General features: G+C 39.9%; 17 protein-coding genes. All 17 read left to right on the top strand.

What is annotated here, in order from left to right; all coding sequences use genetic code 11:
- The first annotated feature begins 28 nt into the window (after positions 1 to 28).
- The 17 genes from rpmH (at position 29) to AELLOGFF_RS13670 (ending at position 16,416) form a co-directional block, all read left to right on the top strand.
- Positions 29 to 166 (top strand): 50S ribosomal protein L34, encoded by a 138-nt coding sequence (gene rpmH, locus AELLOGFF_RS13750; protein ID WP_159269476.1) that lies wholly within the window; start codon positions 29 to 31, stop codon positions 164 to 166.
- 35 nt (positions 167 to 201) lie between these two features.
- On the top strand, positions 202 to 579 hold the full coding sequence (rnpA, locus tag AELLOGFF_RS13745; protein ID WP_159269475.1) for a ribonuclease P protein component: 378 nt from the start codon (positions 202 to 204) through the stop codon (positions 577 to 579).
- A gap of 5 nt (positions 580 to 584) precedes the next feature.
- Entirely contained in the window at positions 585 to 848 is a 264-nt protein-coding gene (yidD, locus tag AELLOGFF_RS13740; protein ID WP_159269474.1) for a membrane protein insertion efficiency factor YidD, read from the top strand.
- Positions 841 to 2,514: a membrane protein insertase YidC gene (yidC, locus tag AELLOGFF_RS13735; protein ID WP_159269473.1), complete on the top strand. Its 1,674-nt coding sequence runs from the start codon at positions 841 to 843 to the stop codon at positions 2,512 to 2,514. The genes yidD and yidC overlap by 8 nt, the downstream gene beginning before the upstream one ends.
- 6 nt (positions 2,515 to 2,520) lie before the next feature.
- On the top strand, positions 2,521 to 3,885 hold the full coding sequence (gene mnmE / locus AELLOGFF_RS13730; protein WP_159269472.1) for a tRNA uridine-5-carboxymethylaminomethyl(34) synthesis GTPase MnmE: 1,365 nt from the start codon (positions 2,521 to 2,523) through the stop codon (positions 3,883 to 3,885).
- An 87-nt stretch (positions 3,886 to 3,972) separates the two neighbouring features.
- On the top strand, positions 3,973 to 5,961 hold the full coding sequence (locus tag AELLOGFF_RS13725) for a TonB-dependent receptor plug domain-containing protein (protein WP_159269471.1): 1,989 nt from the start codon (positions 3,973 to 3,975) through the stop codon (positions 5,959 to 5,961).
- A 26-nt stretch (positions 5,962 to 5,987) separates the two neighbouring features.
- Positions 5,988 to 6,878 carry a hypothetical protein gene (locus tag AELLOGFF_RS13720; protein WP_159269470.1) on the top strand — a complete coding sequence of 297 codons (891 nt, stop codon included), beginning with the start codon at positions 5,988 to 5,990 and terminating at the stop codon, positions 6,876 to 6,878.
- Positions 6,875 to 8,752, top strand: a complete 1,878-nt coding sequence (locus AELLOGFF_RS13715; RefSeq protein WP_159269469.1) for an ATP-binding protein — start codon at positions 6,875 to 6,877, stop codon at positions 8,750 to 8,752. Before AELLOGFF_RS13720 ends, AELLOGFF_RS13715 begins: the two co-directional genes overlap by 4 nt.
- A gap of 372 nt (positions 8,753 to 9,124) precedes the next feature.
- Entirely contained in the window at positions 9,125 to 11,017 is a 1,893-nt protein-coding gene (gene mnmG, locus AELLOGFF_RS13710) for a tRNA uridine-5-carboxymethylaminomethyl(34) synthesis enzyme MnmG (protein WP_159269757.1), read from the top strand.
- The gene (rsmG, locus tag AELLOGFF_RS13705; RefSeq protein WP_159269468.1) at positions 11,018 to 11,644 is read left to right on the top strand and encodes a 16S rRNA (guanine(527)-N(7))-methyltransferase RsmG; all 627 of its coding nucleotides are present in this window, start codon (positions 11,018 to 11,020) and stop codon (positions 11,642 to 11,644) included.
- Between the two features lie 36 nt (positions 11,645 to 11,680).
- Complete coding sequence (locus AELLOGFF_RS13700) at positions 11,681 to 12,502, top strand: ParA family protein (protein WP_159269467.1); 822 nt, start codon at positions 11,681 to 11,683, stop codon at positions 12,500 to 12,502.
- On the top strand, positions 12,495 to 13,421 hold the full coding sequence (locus AELLOGFF_RS13695; RefSeq protein WP_159269466.1) for a ParB/RepB/Spo0J family partition protein: 927 nt from the start codon (positions 12,495 to 12,497) through the stop codon (positions 13,419 to 13,421). The genes AELLOGFF_RS13700 and AELLOGFF_RS13695 overlap by 8 nt, the downstream gene beginning before the upstream one ends.
- 242 nt (positions 13,422 to 13,663) lie before the next feature.
- Positions 13,664 to 14,083, top strand: a complete 420-nt coding sequence (locus tag AELLOGFF_RS13690; RefSeq protein ID WP_159269465.1) for an ATP synthase subunit I — start codon at positions 13,664 to 13,666, stop codon at positions 14,081 to 14,083.
- Between the two features lie 38 nt (positions 14,084 to 14,121).
- Complete coding sequence (gene atpB, locus AELLOGFF_RS13685; protein WP_159269464.1) at positions 14,122 to 15,060, top strand: F0F1 ATP synthase subunit A; 939 nt, start codon at positions 14,122 to 14,124, stop codon at positions 15,058 to 15,060.
- A 43-nt stretch (positions 15,061 to 15,103) separates the two neighbouring features.
- Positions 15,104 to 15,343, top strand: a complete 240-nt coding sequence (gene atpE, locus AELLOGFF_RS13680) for a F0F1 ATP synthase subunit C (RefSeq protein WP_008253083.1) — start codon at positions 15,104 to 15,106, stop codon at positions 15,341 to 15,343.
- A 53-nt stretch (positions 15,344 to 15,396) separates the two neighbouring features.
- Positions 15,397 to 15,867, top strand: coding sequence for a F0F1 ATP synthase subunit B (locus AELLOGFF_RS13675; RefSeq protein ID WP_159269463.1), 471 nt, complete (start codon positions 15,397 to 15,399; stop codon positions 15,865 to 15,867).
- A gap of 12 nt (positions 15,868 to 15,879) precedes the next feature.
- Complete coding sequence (locus AELLOGFF_RS13670) at positions 15,880 to 16,416, top strand: F0F1 ATP synthase subunit delta (RefSeq protein ID WP_159269462.1); 537 nt, start codon at positions 15,880 to 15,882, stop codon at positions 16,414 to 16,416.
- The last annotated feature ends 7 nt before the right edge of the window (positions 16,417 to 16,423 follow it).

The following is a 16,423-nucleotide window of genomic DNA, read 5'->3' as shown; positions in this document are numbered from 1 at the left end:
GAATTTCATCAATATTACGGACGGCATCATGAGTAAAAGAACATTCCAACCAAGCAATTTAAAGAAAGCACGTAACCACGGTTTCCGTGCTCGTATGGCTACAAAAAATGGCCGCAAATTGATCAATCGCCGTCGTGCAAAAGGTCGTTCAGTTCTTTCAGCTTAAGTTCTGTTAAACGATAAGCTTATGCTGGTATAAAGGTGAGTTTTCACTTTGAGAAATCTTCACGCCTATTAAATGCCAGCGAATACCAAGCGGTATTTGATGAGTCACGCCTTAAAGTATCTACCGCCGAACTGTTGTTCTTAGCACGAAAAAACGACCTTAACCGAGCTAGACTTGGTTTGGTTATAGCAAAAAAGAACGTCAAACTCTCTGTACAACGCAATCGGATAAAGCGTGTTATTAGAGAAACGTTCAGAATGAATAAGCATAATTTACAGGGTATTGATATTATCGTATTAGCCAGACGTGGTCTGGGTGATCTTAGTAACAAAAAACTGAATGAAACCTGCAATCAGCTTTGGCATCAATTAGAGAAACGAGCTGAGAAACGCTTTCGCCAGCAAGAGGGCTAGTTAATATGCAGCGCTTGCTTATCGCCTGCATCCATTTTTACCGCCTGTTTATCAGTCCGCTGATGGCTCCGCATTGCCGTTTCTATCCCAGCTGCTCAAGCTATGCAGTTGAAGCCTTACAAAAACACGGCGCTCTCCGTGGTAGCTGGCTCAGCCTTAAACGAATAGGCCGATGCCACCCATTTAACGATGGCGGCTACGATCCCGTACCTAGTTGTCACTGTCATTCCAACGAACTTAATTTATCAAGGCAATCAAGCAATGATTGATTTTCAGCGCTATCTCCTTATCGCCGCCGTCGCTGCGCTATCACTTATGTTATTAATAGAATGGCAAAAGTTTGAAGTAAGCTCACCCACCACGACCCAGTCTAGTGCTAGCACCGCGATTGCACCCACTACAAGTAATGACAATAACGACCTTCCCGCCATTACAAGCAACAGTGAAATTGATGACATCAAGAGTGATACCAACACAAAGGTCAAACATATAACTGTTCAAACTGATGTTTTAGATATCAAAATCGACTTACATGGTGGTGACATCATTTATGCTGGGCTACCCAAATATACAGCTAGTTTAGAGTCTGAAGATCCTTTTGTTATTCTAGAAAATAACGATACACGAAATTATATTGCCCAAAGTGGCTTAATCGGCAACAACGCAACAGATACGTCAAAAGGTCGTCCTTATTTTTCCGCCAAATCAGCAAGTTATGCAATTAGCGAAGACTCCGACACCTTAAATGTAGATTTATATTATAAATACAGTGACACCGTAACAATAACTAAACGGTTTGAACTAAGCCGCGGTGAATACCTTATTCAGGTCAAATACTTAATTGACAACAAAAGCGATGACACATTCCAAGCAAGCTTTTTCGGCCAGCTAAAACGCGGCAACAGCGATGACCCAAGTGTCAATGATGACGGTGGCATGTTCGCTATGAAACCCTTTATCGGTGTTGCCTATGCTACAAATGAAGATTTGTATAAAAAATCGACCTTTAGCAAAATGCAGGATAAACCAGTTAAAGCAACCGTGAATGGCGGTTGGATAGGTATAGTTCAGCATTACTTCGTTAGTGCTTGGGTACCAACCCCAGACAGTGTTAATGAGTTAAGCACGATTGTTACCCAACAAAATATGAATATAGCTCGCGTAACCAGTGCTGCAGTTACCGTCGCTCCGCAAAGCCAAGGTACGATAAGCGCTAGTTTTTATACCGGCCCCAAAGACCAATATAGTCTCCAAGAAATATCTCCTGGCCTAGAACTGACGGTTGATTACGGCTGGCTTTGGTGGATAGCCCAGCCTTTGTTCTGGTTGTTGACCAAAATACATTCTGTACTCGGCAACTGGGGTTTCTCAATTATAGGGGTCACAATTTTAGTTAAAGCCGCTTTTTTCCAGCTGAATCAAAAAGCATTTACCTCAATGGCTAATATGCGAAAATTTCAGCCCAAACTCGCTGAAATTAAAGAGCGCTATGCGGACGATCGTCAAAAACAATCACAAGCAATGATGGAGCTGTACAAAAAAGAAAAAATTAACCCCTTGGGAGGATGTCTTCCAATGGTGGTACAAATGCCTGTGTTTATTTCTCTATATTGGGTGTTAATGGAAAGTATTGAATTACGACATGCTCCATTCGTACTTTGGATACACGACCTTTCTGCAATGGACCCATATTTTGTTATGCCACTTATCATGGGTTTATCAATGTTTATTCAACAGCGTTTAAATCCAGCACCACCTGATCCAATGCAGGCAAAAATAATGCAATGGATGCCCATAGTGTTTACATTCTTCTTCCTGTTTTTCCCTGCTGGATTAGTTTTATACTGGGTAGTCAACAACACTCTCTCTATCATTCAACAGTATATTATTACTAAACGCATAGAGAAGAAGGAGAGCGGCTTAGCCACTCGCTAAGCAAAAATGAATTACTCAAGCGACACAATTGCTGCAATAGCCACACCACCAGGAAAAGGTGGTGTGGGCATTGTCCGAATATCTGGACCTCAATGCCAAGATATTGCGCGCAATATGCTCGATATACCCAAACTAATCCCTCGTTATGCTCATTACAGCCGCTTTCTAGAAGTTACACCCACTGGTACCACATCGATTGATCAAGGTATTGCTATTTACTACCCTGGTCCAAACTCATTTACAGGTGAAGACGTCCTCGAGCTTCAAGGACATGGCGGACCCATTATTCTCGACTGTTTGTTGCGCTCGGTTATTAATCAAGGCGTCAGAATGGCTAGACCAGGGGAATTTTCAGAAAGGGCTTTTTTAAACAACAAAATTGATTTAGCTCAAGCTGAAGCAATTGCGGATCTAATTGATAGTGCTTCTGAGCAAGCGGCAAGACAAGCATTACGTTCTTTAGAAGGGCATTTCAGTAAAGAAATAAATGCACTAGTAGAAGCTATTACGTTACTTCGTATTTATGTTGAAGCGGCAATAGATTTCCCAGAAGAAGAAATAGATTTCATTAGCGACGGGAGAGTTGCTAATGAACTTGAGGCTATAAAAACGCACATTGAAGGCGTATTTAATTCTGCAAAACAAGGTAGCATACTCAGAGAGGGAATGACCGTTGTTATAGCGGGAAAGCCAAACGCTGGAAAATCGAGTTTACTCAATGCCTTAGCAGGAAGAGAGTCAGCAATAGTTACAAATATAGCTGGAACAACAAGAGATATACTTAGAGAAAATATTCTTATCGATGGTATGCCTCTTCATATTGTTGATACTGCAGGTTTACGTGACAGCAATGATCCAGTAGAACTTGAGGGTATAAAACGGGCCTGGGCGGAAATTAGTCAAGCTGACCGAATACTACTGGTTATAGACAGTCAAAACGACAATAAAGAAAAATCGGCTATACCTCCAGAATTTGATATTTTTGTAGAACAAAAAAAATTAACGCTAATATATAACAAGTGTGATTTAACCAATCTCACAGTTAAACCAGAAAACAACACCCAAGATAGCATTTATATCTCAGCGAAAGAAAACCTTGGTATTGATAGCCTAAGAGAACACCTAAAATCCTGTGTAGGATACGATGACGGCGATACTCCATTCATAGCCCGACGACGCCATATTGATGCGCTAACACGTGGAAGAGACCATATATATAACGGTGAACAACAACTTAAAACTTACAATGCAGGGGAGTTATTAGCTGAAGAACTTCGTCTAGCACAGAATGCCCTTAGTGAAATTACCGGAGAATTCAGCTCAGATGACCTTCTCGGTCGTATCTTTTCTAGTTTTTGTATTGGAAAATAATTACTCCACAAAACACTAACTTCAATAGCAAAAAACCTGCAATTAAGGCTACACTTAGAAGAGCTCTAATGTACCAAGGGATTGCGGATGCACCGACCATCGTTACAACACACTATAGCTATCAGTGTCTTAATATTATTCACTCTTAATCTTCCGCTTTACGCTAATACCTGGGATAGTGATGAACTTCCCATGGTATTAACTCCCGCCCGACTTAAACAAAACCGCAGTGAGGTCCCCGCCAGTGTCAGTGTGATTGATAGGGCAATGATTACCGCATCTGGTTTAAAAGAAATTCCTGAACTGTTTCGACTAATCCCAGGAACTTCTGTTGGCGCTAGAGACGGTTGGAACTACGTTGTAAGTTATCATGGTACGAACTACCGTGACTCTAGAAGAATGCAGGTTCTCATCGACGGTCGATCCGTCTACCAACCAGGTTTAGCTACTGTTGATTGGAATGATATTCCAATTTCAATACAAGATATTGAACGCATCGAAGTAGTTCGTGGTCCTTCTAGTGCTAGTTACGGTGCAAATGCATTCCTAGGTGTGATAAATATAATAACTCGTCATCCAAGTGACGTTAATCGTTACGAAACCGATATTCTTTATGGCACAGAAAATACAGAGAATTATAGAGTCAGCTACGCAGATGAAATATTCAACGGCAGCTACAGGGTTACAGCAGCAAGTATTCAGGATGATGGATTTGATATAGATCGGAATGGAAATGAACGATTTGATAGTAAATCTAGTAAACTTTTTAACACCCGTTACGAATCCCATATAGATGATTACACTATAAGTTTAGGATTGGGATATAAAACCGGAGAAACAACCGACGACTTATCAGATATTGACGTAACTCAGCCAATAACTAAAACAAAAGATTATTACTTTTCAAGTAAAATTGAAAAAGAACTTTCAGGTCGACATAAAGTAACATTCAACTACAACTTGTCATCTCAGAAACAAATACATAGATGGACAGTACAAGGCCCACCTTTTTTACTTGGTCTAAATAATAATCCATCCGCTGTCGTACTAGCAGATGCAAATGAGGATTTACGAGGAAGCCGTCAAGATGTCGATTTGCAAGACACTTATATATGGAACGACAGTTTCAAAACAATTGCAGGTATACATTTAATAAAATCACGCACATCTTCAGAAACTTACTATGGAACCACACTCAATAGTAATAATTATCAAATATTTTTTAATGCAGAGAAAAAAATAACAAAAAAGATAAGTTTTAATCTAGGAGGTTCTTATGAGTATGAAAAGAATATTGGTAAAAACTATTCACCGCGCATTGCTGCCCACTACCATTTATCAAATGGTCATAGTTTTAGGGCAGTATATTCAAAAGCAATAAGAACCCCAGACCTACATGAAACATCAGCGGATTGGAGTTATACCGCAAGAAATATAAGACCTTCACCCGACGGCCAAACTGAAGGTGAATTTATTCAAACGGCAGTTGGTAACCCAAATTTAAAACCAGAACAAATCGCTTCTAGAGAAATCGGGTACTACGGTAATTTTCACCGTTATAACTTTCAGTTAGATGTAAAAGTATTTAATGATCAACTAGAGCGTCTAATATCAAATTCAATATCACTAGAGCGATTTGATCCAATTAACAATGGTAATTTAAAACAATCTGGTATCGAAACTGAAATAGATTATCGACCAAGTCATCAATGGCTTGTCCACGTAAGTTATGCTTACATAAGAAGTAAAGCATACAGCAGCTCAGATCAACCTTTCACAGAAAGTACAGAAACAAGTTTTACTCCTAAAAATTCAGCTAGCGCGTTGCTTAGTTACAGAACAAAAAATAACTACAATATATCTCTAACACAATACTATGCTAGGGCTATTGGCACATCAAAAAACAAATTCTTTAGAAGTGATTTTCGTATCGCAAAGGAAGTAAGTTTCAAAAATACCAGTTTTGAAATTACCTATACTGGACAGTATAGACATGATCAAGATAGTGAATTACTTAGTGATAATATATATAGAAATGATCTCCGACAGTTTATCGGGTTAAACTTTAAATATTAGGTTTCGCAAGAGCAAGGAATAGCTTCTTGAAAAATTTACTATATGGATTATTAACAATTACCCTACTTTCTCTATCAACGTTATCCTACAGTAACGATGATAGAGGAATGACAGTCGACCTAATTTTACCTAATAATAATGAAATATTAGATAGATTATCAAAAAAGATAGATTCTAGTGAAAAATATACAGTAAACACATATATAAATAGTTTACCTGATGACAATAAACAAGGTGATATATTAGTTATTGTTTCTGAAAAACTAATACCACTACTTAATGAAAAAAACTACAAAGCTAGATTTGCCTTGTATGTTAATTCTAAAAATTATCAAAAATTAGAATTAATCAAATCATCTGCATTATTTTCAGATCAGCCTTTATCAAGGCAATTGTCATTAATACAAGCTATATTTGGTAATGAAGTTAAAAAAATAGGTGTAGCTTACAAAGATGAGCGATACGAAAATGAAATATCAGAACTGACTAAAATAACAGAATCATTGACAATAAATAAAACAAAGATAGTAGAAAAAAATATAATAAGAAGTATAAACAAGTTAATTCAAAGTAATGACATTCTTATTGCCACATCAGAAAATGATATTTTTAATTCAAAAACAATAAGACCAATCCTACTAAGTAGTTATAGGCACCAAACAGTTATTATTGGTCCAACAGAAGGATTTGTTATAGCTGGAGCCCTAGGAACAATACTCTCTTCACCTAGCCAGTATGCAGATGACTTAATCGCAATGATCAATAATTATATTGATAGTAATAAATTACCCCCGTCACAATACCCAAGTAAATTTAAAGTGAAAATAAATTATAGTGTAGCCGAGTCTTTAGGTCTTATTATTGATAATGAAGAAACCTTAGAAAATATTATTCTCAACCAAGGGGATAATAAGTGAGATTACTAGGATTTAAAAAGAACACATTATTTCAACAAATACTTATTGCTGGAATATCACCAGCACTCATTGTTTTTATATCACTATTCACTTATTCACTGATTACGCGATTAAATGATGCAGCATTTAGTCAAAAAGAAATTGCAATACGTATAGCAGAAAACATAGCAGCATCAAGTGAACTAGCAATTATAAGCGGCAATAACTCTCAATTAATAGAAATAATGAAATCTGCATTAATTCGAGAAATTTCTTCTATTACTGTCAATAACTTCATCTCTAAGGACAATGTAAGTGTTGAGAAAAATATACTGGGAGAATTCAACACAGTAACTATCCCCATATATCAAAGTAATATAGAGATCAGCGATTCATTCACTGGAGAAAAAACGTCTGTATTAGGTCCAAGAAACAAGATTGGTGAAGTAATTATAAAGCAATCAAAAAATACCTTATTAAAACTTCAGCGTAAGATAATTTTAGTGTCAAGTTTGATTGGTGTACTTTCAATTATAATTTGTATCTATGTGGCCTGGATTATAAGCAGAAGATTATCTCAACCATTAGCCGAAATTAAGAATTTCACTAAGAATATAGCTTCTGGAGAGCTAGGTGAAAGAATTAATGTTATAGAACAAGGTGAGATGGGTGATTTACAAAAAAATATAAATGAAATGGCACAAAGCTTAGAAAAACAACAACATGAAATAACGAATCGTCTTGAACAACTACAATTAGCTAAAACAGAAGCTGATGAGGCAAATAAAGCGAAAGGTTTATTTTTAGCAACAATGACCCATGAATTGAGAACACCTCTAAATGGTGCCTTGGGTATGCTACAACTATTAACAACAACTCCTCTAAGCGAGGAACAAAGTAAATATATTAATATAGCTACTCATTCTAGTGAGCATTTACTTAATATCGTTAACAATATACTTGATTATTCAAATATTGAAAAAGGTGACATTAAACTAGATAGGCAACTATTTTCACCCTCTTCTTTATTTGAAATGTCACTAACACCGCTAGCTCTCGAATCTAAAAGCAAAGGTGTTGATTTCAATTATAAAATTGCTGATGAACTTCAATCTATTAATATTTATGGAGACAGCACCCGTATACGTCAAATCATTCTTAATTTAACCGCTAATGCCGTTAAATTTACACACACAGGGTCAATAGATATCACCCTAAATGGTAAGAAATTGAATGACGAAAATATACAAATAACACTTACTGTAGCTGATACCGGAGTTGGTATTAAGGAAACAGACCACAAAATTATTTTTGACAGCTTTCGTCAAGTAGATGGATCAAATCAACGCCGCTACAGTGGATCGGGCTTAGGTCTAGCCATTGTTAAACGACTCTGCGAGTTAAAAAATGCAGACATTACAATGGAAAGCAGCCTCGGTAAAGGTACAACATTTACTGTTAGATGGATTTGCCGATACGAATCAAAACAACTTCCTGTTAATAATACTGAAGAGCAAAAAAATATACTCGTTGGTAAAAAAGTACTGATTGTTGAAGATAATCCAATAAACCAAATGTTAGTGGCTAGTATAGTGAAACGCTGGGGTATGCTAGCGATAACAGCAAACAATGGCGAAGAATGTTTAACTGAGTTACAAAATCAAAATGTAGATATCATTCTAATGGATTTACAAATGCCCATAATGGATGGCTATGAAGCAAGTGTTCAAATACGCGCAAACAAGAAATATTCGACTATCCCCATCATCGCCCTAACAGCAAACAACATTCAAGAAGACAAAAAACGCTGCTTCTCCGTTGGAATGAATGATTTTCTAAGTAAACCCGTTTCCCTCAATATTCTTAAAGAGAAGATGAGCTATTATCTCTACTGAATATCTCGGTACAAGCTCCCCTAAGACCGTGGGTAAGTACCCATCAAACAACGACTTATCCACAAGCTAAAAATAAAGATAAACTTACCCACATTTCACCCACAAGGGGTATCCATGAATTTGACAACTTATATGTGGATAAAACAGGTAGTTATAAACCAACAAAGTCTTTTATTATCAATAAGATAGTTAACTTATCAACAAAACAAGCTGTTCTTAATAATTACATTAAACATAAGTAAACAAAGATATTAGAATATATATACTTATATTATAGAAATGCAATTGATTAAAATATCACCAATTCATTGCAGGACTCAGAGATCCAAGTATAATTTCGCGTCTTCTTCTCTAAACTTCTTCAGGTGCCTTGTGGATTATCCGCAGAACTACGATGTTATTGTTATAGGTGGTGGTCATGCCGGTACTGAAGCCGCGCTCGCTGCAGCCAGAATGGGTTGTTCCACACTCTTATTAACCCATAACATTGAAACCTTAGGTCAAATGTCCTGCAATCCCGCAATTGGTGGTATTGGAAAGAGTCATCTTGTAAAGGAAATTGATGCTTTAGGCGGAGCTATGGCTAAAGCAACAGACTTGGGTGGCATCCAATTCAGAGTATTAAATGCACGCAAAGGACCTGCTGTAAGAGCAACAAGGGCGCAAGCTGATAGAGTCCTTTATAAAGCTGCTATACGTAGTATTCTTGAAAACCAAGAAAATCTAGCTATTTTCCAGCAAGCAGTTGACGATCTTATCGTTGATAACAATCAAGTCCGTGGTGTTGTAACCAATATAGGACTGAAATTTTTTAGTAAAACTGTTGTTTTGACCGCAGGCACGTTCCTTGGTGGAAAAATCCATATTGGTCTTGATAATCACAGTGGAGGTAGAGCTGGTGATCCACCATCTTTAGCGCTTGCGACTCGCTTACGAGAACTTCCTTTCCGAGTTGATAGACTTAAAACCGGCACTCCACCGAGAATTGATGCAAAAACAGTTAATTTTGATGGCTTAGAATCTCAATGGGGGGACACGCCAAGACCTGTTATGTCTTATTTGGGGAATCAAAGTCAGCATCCTGAACAGGTTTGTTGCTGGATTACTCATACCAACAGTAGAAGCCACGATATAATTCGATCTGGTCTAGATCGATCTCCCATGTACACTGGGGTTATCGAAGGAATTGGCCCTCGTTATTGTCCTTCTATTGAAGATAAAGTACATCGCTTTGCCGATAAAGATTCACATCAGATTTTTATAGAGCCAGAGGGATTGAACACACATGAGCTCTATCCAAATGGGATATCTACAAGCTTACCTTTTGATGTTCAGCTTAATTTAGTCCGCTCGATCAAAGGTTTTGAAAATGCTCACATGACTCGGCCTGGATACGCTATTGAGTACGATTATTTTGAACCAAGAGACTTAAAGTACTCTTTAGAAACTAAATTTGTGGCTGGTTTATTTTTTGCTGGGCAAATTAATGGCACCACGGGTTACGAGGAAGCTGCTGCACAAGGATTATTAGCCGGAGCCAACGCAGCTTTACTTGCACAAGGTCGTGAGTCATGGTGTCCTCGACGCGATGAAGCTTATATCGGTGTTTTAGTTGATGATTTAATTACGATGGGCACCAAAGAGCCTTATCGTATGTTCACCTCACGGGCCGAATATCGTTTGTTATTACGTGAAGACAATGCGGATATTCGATTAACAGAAAAAGGCCGCGAGCTGGGCTTGGTTGATGATGTTCGCTGGGCTGCTTTCTGTGAAAAAAGAGAAGGTATTGAACAAGAACGTGCACGGTTAGCCTCATTCTGGATACAGCCCAATAGTGAAGCAGCCAAGTCGTTAATGACCAAGATCGAAAAACCGCTTAGCCATGAATACAATTTATTAGAATTGCTAAAACGGCCTGAACTAAAATACAACGACCTAGCTGCTTTAGTCGCTGAACCAGAGTCTAAAGTCAGTGAGCAAGTCGCTGAGCAAATAGAAATTGGAATTAAATACGCAGGTTATATTGGTAGACAACAGGAAGAAATAGACCGCTTACGCCGCTATGAAAACACCAAACTACCTTTGGATTTTGATTATAGTGTTATCGAAGGCCTATCAAACGAAGTAAAGCAAAAATTAGCTAGCACAAGGCCAATGACGCTGGCGCAAGCATCTCGGATACCAGGGGTTACTCCTGCGGCTGTCTCTTTACTATTGATATATTTGAAAAAACGCGGTTTGTTAGATAGGAAATCAGCCTGAGTGGAAGGATTAAAAAATAGGCTTCTTGCTGGAATAGCAGATTTAGATATCAATGTTAGTGATGCGCAAAGTGAATTATTAATCAGCTACCTTAACTTGCTGCAAAAGTGGAATAAGGCCTATAACCTTACCGCAATTCGCGATCCGGCAATGATGGTTAGTAAACATCTCCTTGATAGTTTAAGTATTGCGCCGTATATCAACGCCATGCGTTATTTAGATGTAGGTACTGGCGCTGGTTTACCAGGTATTCCACTTGCCATCTTATACCCTGAAAAGCACTTTTCTTTATTGGATAGTAACGGTAAAAAAACGCGATTTTTGATAGAGGTCCGCCAGCAGCTGAAACTTGAAAATGTCAGTGTACATACTGAGCGAGTTGAGCTTTTTACGCCAGAATCCGCTTATGATGGTGTGTTATCACGTGCATTTGCCTCCCTGCAAGATATGGTAACGGGGTGTGAAAAGCATCTTTTACCAGGGGGTAAACTTTACGCTATGAAAGGTATTTTCCCTGAAACAGAGTTGAGTCAAGTTCCAAAACACTTTATCGTCGAACATTCTTATTCGTTGTCGGTGCCAAATGTTGACGAAGAGAGGCATCTATTAGTGCTCGCACGCCGCTAATCCAGTGGCTGTAAAGTCAAATTTAAGGAAAATCCAGTGGCTAAGGTATACGCAATTACCAATCAGAAAGGTGGTGTCGGTAAAACCACGACGAGCGTAAATTTAGCCGCATCTTTAGCTGCAACCAAACGCCGCATTTTATTGGTAGACCTTGATCCTCAAGGAAACGCCACAATGGGTTGTGGTATTGACAAAAGTAGCTTAGAAAACTCTGTTTACGATGTACTTGTAGCCAGTAAACCAATTACTGAGTGCATTGTATCGGCGCCGGAAAGTGGCTTCTCGGTATTACCTGCTAATCAAGACCTTACTGCTGCCGAAGTAGAGTTGATCAATGAGATTGGCAGAGAGTTTCGTCTGCGTGAAGCATTAGCCCTCGTCGCACAACAATATGATTATATTCTAATAGACTGCCCGCCATCATTGAACATGCTGACTGTAAACGCACTTGCCGCCGCCACCGGCGTGATCATTCCCATGCAGTGTGAGTATTATGCATTGGAGGGATTAAGCGCACTGGTAAATACCATCAATAGAGTTAAGCAGTTAATTAACCCCGGTTTAGAAATAGAGGGTCTATTGCGAACCATGTACGATGGTCGCAATAGTTTAACGAATCAAGTTACCGATGAATTGCGTCGTCATTTTGGCGATAAAGTATATAGCACCGTAATTCCACGTAATGTCAGGCTTGCTGAAGCCCCAAGCCATGGTTTGCCTATTTTATTTTATGATAAACAATCAAAAGGTGCCCTAGCTTACTTAGCATTGGCAGGAGAAGTACTACGTCGCGCGGTGGCGGCAGATACTACTACCGCATCGGGCGCTAACACACAGGCTGAACAGATTAATGGTTAAAAAAAGAGGATTGGGCCGCGGGCTGGATGCACTACTTGGCGCATCGGCGGCGGACCCGGTGGAGATAAGCACAGTCGCTAATACAAGTAATGATGCGCCAAGTGATTCGGGCGCTCATGAAACATCAGTACCCAGCGATGGCACGCTACGCAATCTCCCCATTGAATATATGCAACGTGGCCGCTACCAGCCACGTCGTGATATGCAGCCAGAAGCTTTGGAAGAGCTAGCAAACTCTATTCGGTCACAAGGCATCATGCAGCCCATTGTTGTGCGACCAATTGATACCGATCGTTATGAAATTATCGCGGGTGAACGCAGGTGGCGAGCATCGCAACTTGCCGGATTGGATTCAGTTCCAGCTTTAATCCGAGACGTGCCAGACGAAGCCGCCGCGGCAATGGCACTGATAGAAAATTTACAACGTGAAGACCTTAATCCTATGGAAGAAGCGCTAGCAATGGTGCGCTTACAAAAGGAATTTGAATTAACCCATGCGGAAATTGCCCAATTAGTGGGGAAATCTCGCACTACAATCACCAATTTACTACGCCTTACGGGTCTACGCGAAGAGGTACAGAAATTACTCGAAAATGGTGATATTGAAATGGGCCACGCTCGTGCTTTACTGGGTGTAGCTCAAGAACAGCAATCCTCAGCTGCATCCACAGTGGTTAGCAAAGGATTATCAGTAAGACAAACAGAAGCCTTGGTTAGGCGCCTCGCAGAAGAAAATACAGCTGATAAATCAAAAAAGGCAATGACCTTAGATCCTGATGTAAAACAGCTGCAAGAAAGTTTGTCTGAAAAGTTAGGTTCACCAGTAACTATTCAATACACAGCAAAAGGTCGTGGCACATTAACGGTTAAATACTCTAATCTAGAAGAGCTAGATGGGATTCTAAAGCACATTAAATAGCTTATTTTGTGTACAGAAGGAAAAAACCTTACATTATGTGGTGTTTTTAACTAAGTTACATGTTGTTGACCTAGGTAAATTACTGATTCCATAGACTTAAATAGATTTGATGAATACATAACATTACCACTATGAAATTTTAAATTGGTTGAACATTGATCATATAGTCCCTATAATTCGCCCCGTTTTGGACAAGCAGAACAAGTACAAAATCGGCCTCAAAAGGCGTAAGTGGTGATGGCATGGCAGTGGTAAAAGAGCGGGAGAGCCCCCGTACTGTCCATAAAATTAGTCGACCACCGATACTGAAAATATACAGTTTTCAATGTGCTCTTGTTTTATTTGTCAGCGTCATGCTGATTCCCTTGGATAAGATTATGGCTTATTCATTATTTATCGGGGGAATGATTTCCGTAGTGCCGAATGCATATTTCGCGCGCCAAGTATTTCTTTACACTGGTGCGGCATTCGCACGCGAAGTATCTCGGTCTTTCTATCGGGGTGAAACCGGAAAATTTGTGACCACATTGGTGTTATTTGCTGCAACGTTTATATTTGTTCAGCCCTTACATGTATTTGTAGTATTTTTGGCATATCTGTTCGTTATGCTGTTAAACGCTGTAATACTTGCTCGTTATGCAGTATTAGGCAAAAAGAATTGAAAATTTGGTCAACGCGTTAACATTTACGAGAGTGACACATGGCAGGTGAATCGCAAACTACCGTTGGTTATATCCAGCACCATCTTACAAACCTTACCTATGGGAAACTTCCTGCTGGCTACGAACGTCTTGATGAATCAGGACATGTGCACGAAGTACTAACACAAGATACATGGACATTAGCTCACAGCAGTGTTGAAGCAGCAGCAATGGGTTTTATGGCAATCCATGTTGACTCAATGTTGTGGTCTATAGGTTTGGGCTTTTTGTTTTTGTTGATCTTTGCCCGTATTGCTAAGCGCGCCCATAGCGGTGTTCCACGCGGATCACAAAACTTATTAGAAATGATCATTGGTTTCATTGATCAAACTGTAAAAGACGGCTTCCATCATAAAAATGCCATGATCGCGCCAATGGCACTAACTATTTTTATGTGGATCATTCTAATGAATACCATGGATTTGGTACCCGTAGATTGGATCCCCGCTTTTATGGGTTGGGTTACAGGTAATCCGCATTTCTTCTTTAAAGTTGTCCCCACAACAGATCCAAACGTGACTTTGGGTATGGGCTTCACAGTATTTGGCTTGATGGTTTACTTTACCATCGCCAAAAAAGGATTTATGGGCTTTGTTAAAGAGTTGACCTTGCACCCTTTCCATAGTCCAAAGTGGTATGTAAATATTTTACTGGTGCCGATAAACTTCGCGCTAGAAGCTATCTCTTGGATTTCTAAGCCAATTTCTCTAGGTCTTCGGTTGTTCGGCAACATGTATGCCGGTGAAATGATCTTTATTTTGATTGCGACTATGTTTGGTGCCGGCTTGGTATTAGGGATATTCGCTGGGGTATTACAGTGGGCGTGGGCAGTATTCCACATTCTTGTAATTACGCTGCAAGCATTCGTCTTCATGGTGTTAACGATCGTCTACATGGCTACAGCACACCAAATTGAAGAAGAAGACCAGTTTCATTGATTACCATTTTTATTAACTTAAAGTTGAAAGTAGGAGAACTACCATGGGTTTAGCACTGATCGCTGTTGCATTAATGATTGGTTTCGGCGCACTGGGTACTGCAATTGGTTTTGCAATCTTGGGCGGTAAGTTGCTGGAAGGTTCAGCACGTCAGCCAGAATTAGCGCCAATGTTGCAAGGTAAAATGTTCCTTATCGCTGGTCTGCTTGATGCGGTTCCAATGATCGGCGTTGGTATTGCAATGTACGTTCTGTTTGTTGTTGTTCCAGGTTTGCCAGCATAATTGCACGCAGCTAAAAAACACCAACAGCAAATTCATACAGCAGAGGTATCGGCGTGAATATTAATCTCACACTGATTGGACAATCGATCAGCTTTCTGTTCTTTGTGTGGTTCTCCTACAAATTTGTATGGGGCGCTATTCGCACAGCAATGGACGAGCGTGAAAAGCAAATCGCTGATGGTCTGGATGCTGCGGATCGCGCTGGCCGCGACCTTGAGTTAGCTCAAGAAAAGGCGACCAAGCAATTACGCGAAGCGAAAACGGAAGCGGCAGGCATTATTGATGCAGCTAACAAACGCGCTAGCCAGATCGTTGAAGAAGCGAAAGACGTAGCACGAACTGAAGGCGAACGCCTGAAAGCAGCTGCTGAAGCACAGATTGAGCAAGATGTGAACCGCGCTAAAGAACAACTGCGTTCACAAGTTGCTACGCTTGCTTTGGTTGGCGCTGAAAAAGTGCTTGAAGCATCTATCGATGAGTCTGTTCATAAAGACATGGTCGACAAGCTGGCCGCAAGCCTTTAAGCGAGGTTGATCATGGCGGAATTAAGCACAACAGCTAGACCCTATGCTAAAGCGGCTTTTGAGCACGCTTTAGCTACATCGGCGTTGGGTGAATGGTCGGTAATGCTGGTAACAGCAGCAGCCGTTACTCAACAACCGGAAGTACAGAAGTTTTTAAGTTCTCCGGCGATGACAACCGCACAGCAAGCGCAAACGTTTATAGACGTTTGCGGGGATACATTAAATGCTGGCGGACAAAATTTCATTAAGATACTCGCAGAGAACAAGCGCTTGGGATTACTCCCGACTATAAGCGAACTATTTGATGCGCAAAAGGCCATCCAAGAACGTACAGTGGATGTAGAACTGACCACAGCGTTCGCGCTGGACTCAGAGTCTGAAAAGCGTCTTGCTGAAGTTTTAGGCAAAAAATTGGCACGCGAAGTCAAGGTTTGCTCTAACACTGATCCTTCATTACTGGGTGGTGTTATTGTGAAAGCAGGTGACTTGGTAATAGATGGCTCGGTGCGCGGTCGCTTAGCGAAACTCGCTGAAGCAATAAATTCCTGAGCGTTTA

Origin of the sequence: Zhongshania aliphaticivorans (assembly GCF_902705875.1) — a bacterium.
Lineage (GTDB): Bacteria > Pseudomonadota > Gammaproteobacteria > Pseudomonadales > Spongiibacteraceae > Spongiibacter > Spongiibacter aliphaticivorans_A.
The sequence above is the reverse complement of the archived record's forward strand: the minus strand, read 5'-3'. Positions and strand labels throughout refer to the sequence as shown.

Excerpts from the sequence above, each read along its gene's own strand:
- rpmH (WP_159269476.1), top strand. The coding sequence starts at position 29 with ATGAGTAAAAGAACATTCCAACCAAGCAATTTAAAGAAAGCACGTAAC.
- yidD (WP_159269474.1), top strand. The coding sequence starts at position 585 with ATGCAGCGCTTGCTTATCGCCTGCATCCATTTTTACCGCCTGTTTATC.
- yidC (WP_159269473.1), top strand. The coding sequence starts at position 841 with ATGATTGATTTTCAGCGCTATCTCCTTATCGCCGCCGTCGCTGCGCTA.
- mnmE (WP_159269472.1), top strand. The coding sequence starts at position 2,521 with ATGAATTACTCAAGCGACACAATTGCTGCAATAGCCACACCACCAGGA.
- AELLOGFF_RS13725 (WP_159269471.1), top strand. The coding sequence starts at position 3,973 with ATGCACCGACCATCGTTACAACACACTATAGCTATCAGTGTCTTAATA.
- AELLOGFF_RS13695 (WP_159269466.1), top strand. The coding sequence starts at position 12,495 with ATGGTTAAAAAAAGAGGATTGGGCCGCGGGCTGGATGCACTACTTGGC.
- AELLOGFF_RS13690 (WP_159269465.1), top strand. The coding sequence starts at position 13,664 with ATGGCAGTGGTAAAAGAGCGGGAGAGCCCCCGTACTGTCCATAAAATT.
- atpB (WP_159269464.1), top strand. The coding sequence starts at position 14,122 with ATGGCAGGTGAATCGCAAACTACCGTTGGTTATATCCAGCACCATCTT.
- atpE (WP_008253083.1), top strand. The coding sequence starts at position 15,104 with ATGGGTTTAGCACTGATCGCTGTTGCATTAATGATTGGTTTCGGCGCA.
- AELLOGFF_RS13670 (WP_159269462.1), top strand. The coding sequence starts at position 15,880 with ATGGCGGAATTAAGCACAACAGCTAGACCCTATGCTAAAGCGGCTTTT.